Annotated in this window: 1 protein-coding gene; it reads left to right on the top strand. The window is 68.5% G+C overall.

Features of this window, described 5'->3' with window-relative positions; genetic code table 11:
* On the top strand, positions 1-3,747 hold a 3,747-nt coding region (locus tag UK23_RS47805), incomplete at both ends, for an SDR family NAD(P)-dependent oxidoreductase (RefSeq protein ID WP_045318519.1).

Here is a 3,747-nt window from a genome sequence, read left to right as displayed (position 1 = left end):
GCGTTCCACTCGCCGTTGATGGAGCCGATGCTGGACGACTTCCGCGAGGCGATCAGCGGGATCACGTTCTCCGAGCCGGTTGTCGGAATGTCAACATCCGGCGATGTCACGTCTGCCGACTACTGGGTGAACCACGTTCGGGACGCGGTGCGGTTCCACGAGAACGTCACTCGGCTGGGTGACGTGACGCTGGTGGAGGTCGGGCCCGACGCGCAGTTGAGCGCGATGGTGGACGGTTCCACGGCGGTGTTGAGGCGGGACCGCGGTGAGGTCGCGTCAATGTTGACTGCACTCAGTCAAGTACATGTTGACGGAATCAATGTTGACTGGACGCAGCTGTACACGGGTGGACGCAAGGTTGATCTGCCCACCTACGCGTTCGAGCACCAGATGTTCTGGCCGGCGGCGGTGCGCAAGGCCGGGGATGTCGGCGCGCTCGGGCTCACGCGGGTGGAGCACCCCTTGCTCGGGGCGGCGGTCGACGTGGCCGGTGCGGACGGTGTGCTGTTCACGAGCCGGCTGTCGCTGAGCTCGCACCCGTGGCTCGCGGACCACCGTGTGTTCGGGCAGGTGCTGCTGCCTGGGACGGCGTTCCTGGAGCTCGCGGTGCGGGCCGGGGACGAGGCCGGACTCGACCGTGTCGAAGAGCTGACGCTGGCCGCGCCGCTCGTGCTGCCCTCGCAGGGTGCGGTGCGGCTGCAAGTCGCGGTCGGGGTTGAGGAGAACGGGCGCCGCGCGGTCGAGGTGTTCTCGCGGCCGGACGGCGAGGATGCGCCGTGGACGCGGCACGCGACCGGGTTCCTGGCGAGTGGTGCGACTACCAGCGACTTCGACGCCACTGTGTGGCCGCCCAGCGCGGAGAGCGTTGACATTGAAGGTGCTTACGAGCGGTTCGCGGAGAACGGGTTCGAGTACGGGCCGGTGTTCCAGGGGTTGCGCGCGGTGTGGCGCACCGAAAGCGAGGTGTTCGCCGAGGTCGCGCTGCCCGGCGGGGTGGACGGGGGAGCGTTCGGGCTGCACCCGGCGCTGCTCGACGCCACCCTGCACGCGGGCGGGTTCTTCGACGGGGCCGAGGCGGGGCTGCCGTTCTCGTGGGAGAGCGTGACGCTGCACGCCACCGGGGCTTCAGCGGTTCGGGTGAGGCTGCGGCGCGACGGTGACGCGTGGGTGGCCGCTGTTGCGGACACGACGGGCGCGCCGGTGGCGACGATCGGGTCGCTGGTGACGCGGGCGGTGTCGGCGCAGCAGGTCAGCGCTGCGGACCGGGACTCGCTGTTCCGGCTCGACTGGGCGCCGGTGTCGCTGCCTCAGGCTGGTGCGGCCGCAGTGGTGGTGGAGGAGTTCGTCAGCGACGGCGACGTTGTTCAGCAGACGCATGCACTTGCTGCTCGTGCGCTGGAGTTGGTGCAGCGCTGGATCGCGGAGGAGCGGGCCGAGCGGCTGGTGTTCGTGACGCGCCAGGATGATCTGGCCGCGAGCGCGGTGCACGGTCTGGTGCGGGCCGCGCAGAACGAACATCCCGGTCGGTTCACGCTCATCGACACCGATGCCGAGGTGGCCGAGCAGGTCCTGTCGATCGACGAACCGCAACTCCGGGTGCGTGACGGCCAGGTGTTCGCGGCACGGCTGGCGCGCGCGGAGGCGGCCGAGCCCGGCGAGTTCACCGGGCCGGTGCTGATCACCGGCGGCACTGGCGGGCTGGGGCGGGTGATCGCGAAGCACCTCGTCGAACGGTACGGCGTCAAGGATCTCGTTCTGGTCAGCCGGAATGGCAAGGCGGACGTGTCCGATTTGGACGCTCATGTCACCGTGGTCGCTTGCGATGTCAGTGACCGCAAGGCGTTGCAGAAAGTGTTGAAGAAGCACAAGGTTCGCAGCGTCGTGCACACGGCCGGTGTACTGGACGACGGCGTGGTCGAGTCGCTCACGCCCGAGCGGCTGGCGAACGTGTTGCGGCCCAAGGTCGACGCCGCGTGGAACCTGCACGAGCTCACGAAGGGTTTGGACAAGTTCGTCATCTTCTCCAGCGCTGCCGGGACGTTCGGCGCGGCGGGGCAGGCGAACTACGCTGCCGGCAACGCGTTCCTCGATGCTCTGGCTGAACACCGCCGGGCCGCTGGGCTGCCCGCCGTGTCGCTCGCGTGGGGTGCGTGGAACCAGACCGGCATGCTGTCGGAAGCCGATGCCGAGCGCATGGCACGCGGTGGCACGCCACCGTTGTCGGTGGAGCAGGGGCTTGCGCTGTTCGACGCGGCGATCGCGGGTGAGGACGCGGTGCTGCTGCCGTTGCGCCTCGACCTCGCGGCGTTGCGCAACCACGGCGAGATCCGCCCGTTGCTGCGCGGCCTGATCCGGACTCGGGCTCGGCGTGCCGCGGCTCAGGCGGATTCCGGGCTCGTCCAGCGGCTCTCCGCGATGGCGCCGGAAGCGCGACTGGTTTCGCTGCTCGAGCTGGTGCGCACCGAAGTCGCCGCCGTGCTCGGCCACGACGGTGTCACAGCGGTCGATCCGGCCAAGGCGTTCCAGGACCTCGGGTTCGACTCGCTGACCGCGGTGGATCTGCGCAACCGCTTGACCGGGGTGACCGGGTTGCGGCTGCCGAGCACGTTGATCTTCGACTATCCGACGTCCGCGGTGCTCGCCGGCTTCCTGCGGGACGAGCTGTTCGGTGCCTCCGACGCGGTGTCCGCACTCCCCGCGCTGATGTCCACTTCGGACGATCCGATCGTGATCGTCGGCATGGCCTGCCGTTATCCCGGCGGTGTTGCGACGCCGGACCAGCTGTGGGACCTCGTGGTCGACGGCCGGGACGCAATCAGTGAGTTCCCGGCGAACCGCGGCTGGGATCTCGACTCGCTCTACCACCCGGATCCGGACCACGTCGGCACCTCGTACACGAAGTCCGGTGGGTTCATCCACGACGCCGACCTGTTCGACCCGGAGTTCTTCGGGATGTCGCCCCGCGAAGCCGTGTCGACCGATGCCCAGCAGAGGCTCTTGCTGGAGGCGTCGTGGGAGGCGTTGGAGCGTGCGGGTATCGATCCCGTCGGGTTGAAGGGCAGTTCGACCGGTGTGTTCGCCGGGGTGATGTACAACGACTACTCGCTGCTGCTCGAAGGTGATTCCGAGGGGTACCAGACGACCGGTGGTTCGCCTTCGGTTGTGTCCGGCCGAGTTTCCTACACGTTCGGCTTCGAGGGGCCCGCAGTCACTCTGGACACGGCGTGCTCGTCGTCGTTGGTCGCGATGCACTGGGCGATGCAGGCTCTTCGCGCTGGTGAATGCTCACTGGCGTTGGCCGGTGGTGTGACCGTGCTGGCGTCGCCTGGTGCGTTCATCGGGTTCTCGCGGCAGCGCGGGCTCTCGCCGGACGGTCGCTGCAAGGCGTTCTCCGACTCGGCTGACGGTGTCGGCTGGTCCGAGGGTGTCGGTGTGGTCGTTTTGGAGCGACTGTCCGACGCGGTTCGCAACGGGCACGACGTCTTGGCTGTCGTGCGCGGTTCCGCTGTCAACCAGGACGGCGCCTCCAACGGGCTGACCGCGCCGAACGGTCCCTCGCAGCAGCGGGTGATCCGGCAGGCGCTGGCTTCGGCTGGACTGTCCACTGCGGACGTTGACGTGGTCGAGGCGCACGGCACCGGCACGACTTTGGGTGATCCGATTGAGGCACAGGCTTTGCTGGCCACCTATGGTCAGGACCGCACGTCGCCTTTGCTGCTCGGTTCGATCAAGTCGAACATCGGGCAC

It is taken from the genome of Lentzea aerocolonigenes (assembly GCF_000955955.1).
GTDB lineage: Bacteria > Actinomycetota > Actinomycetes > Mycobacteriales > Pseudonocardiaceae > Lentzea > Lentzea aerocolonigenes_A.
The sequence above is the reverse complement of the archived record's forward strand: the minus strand, read 5'-3'. Positions and strand labels throughout refer to the sequence as shown.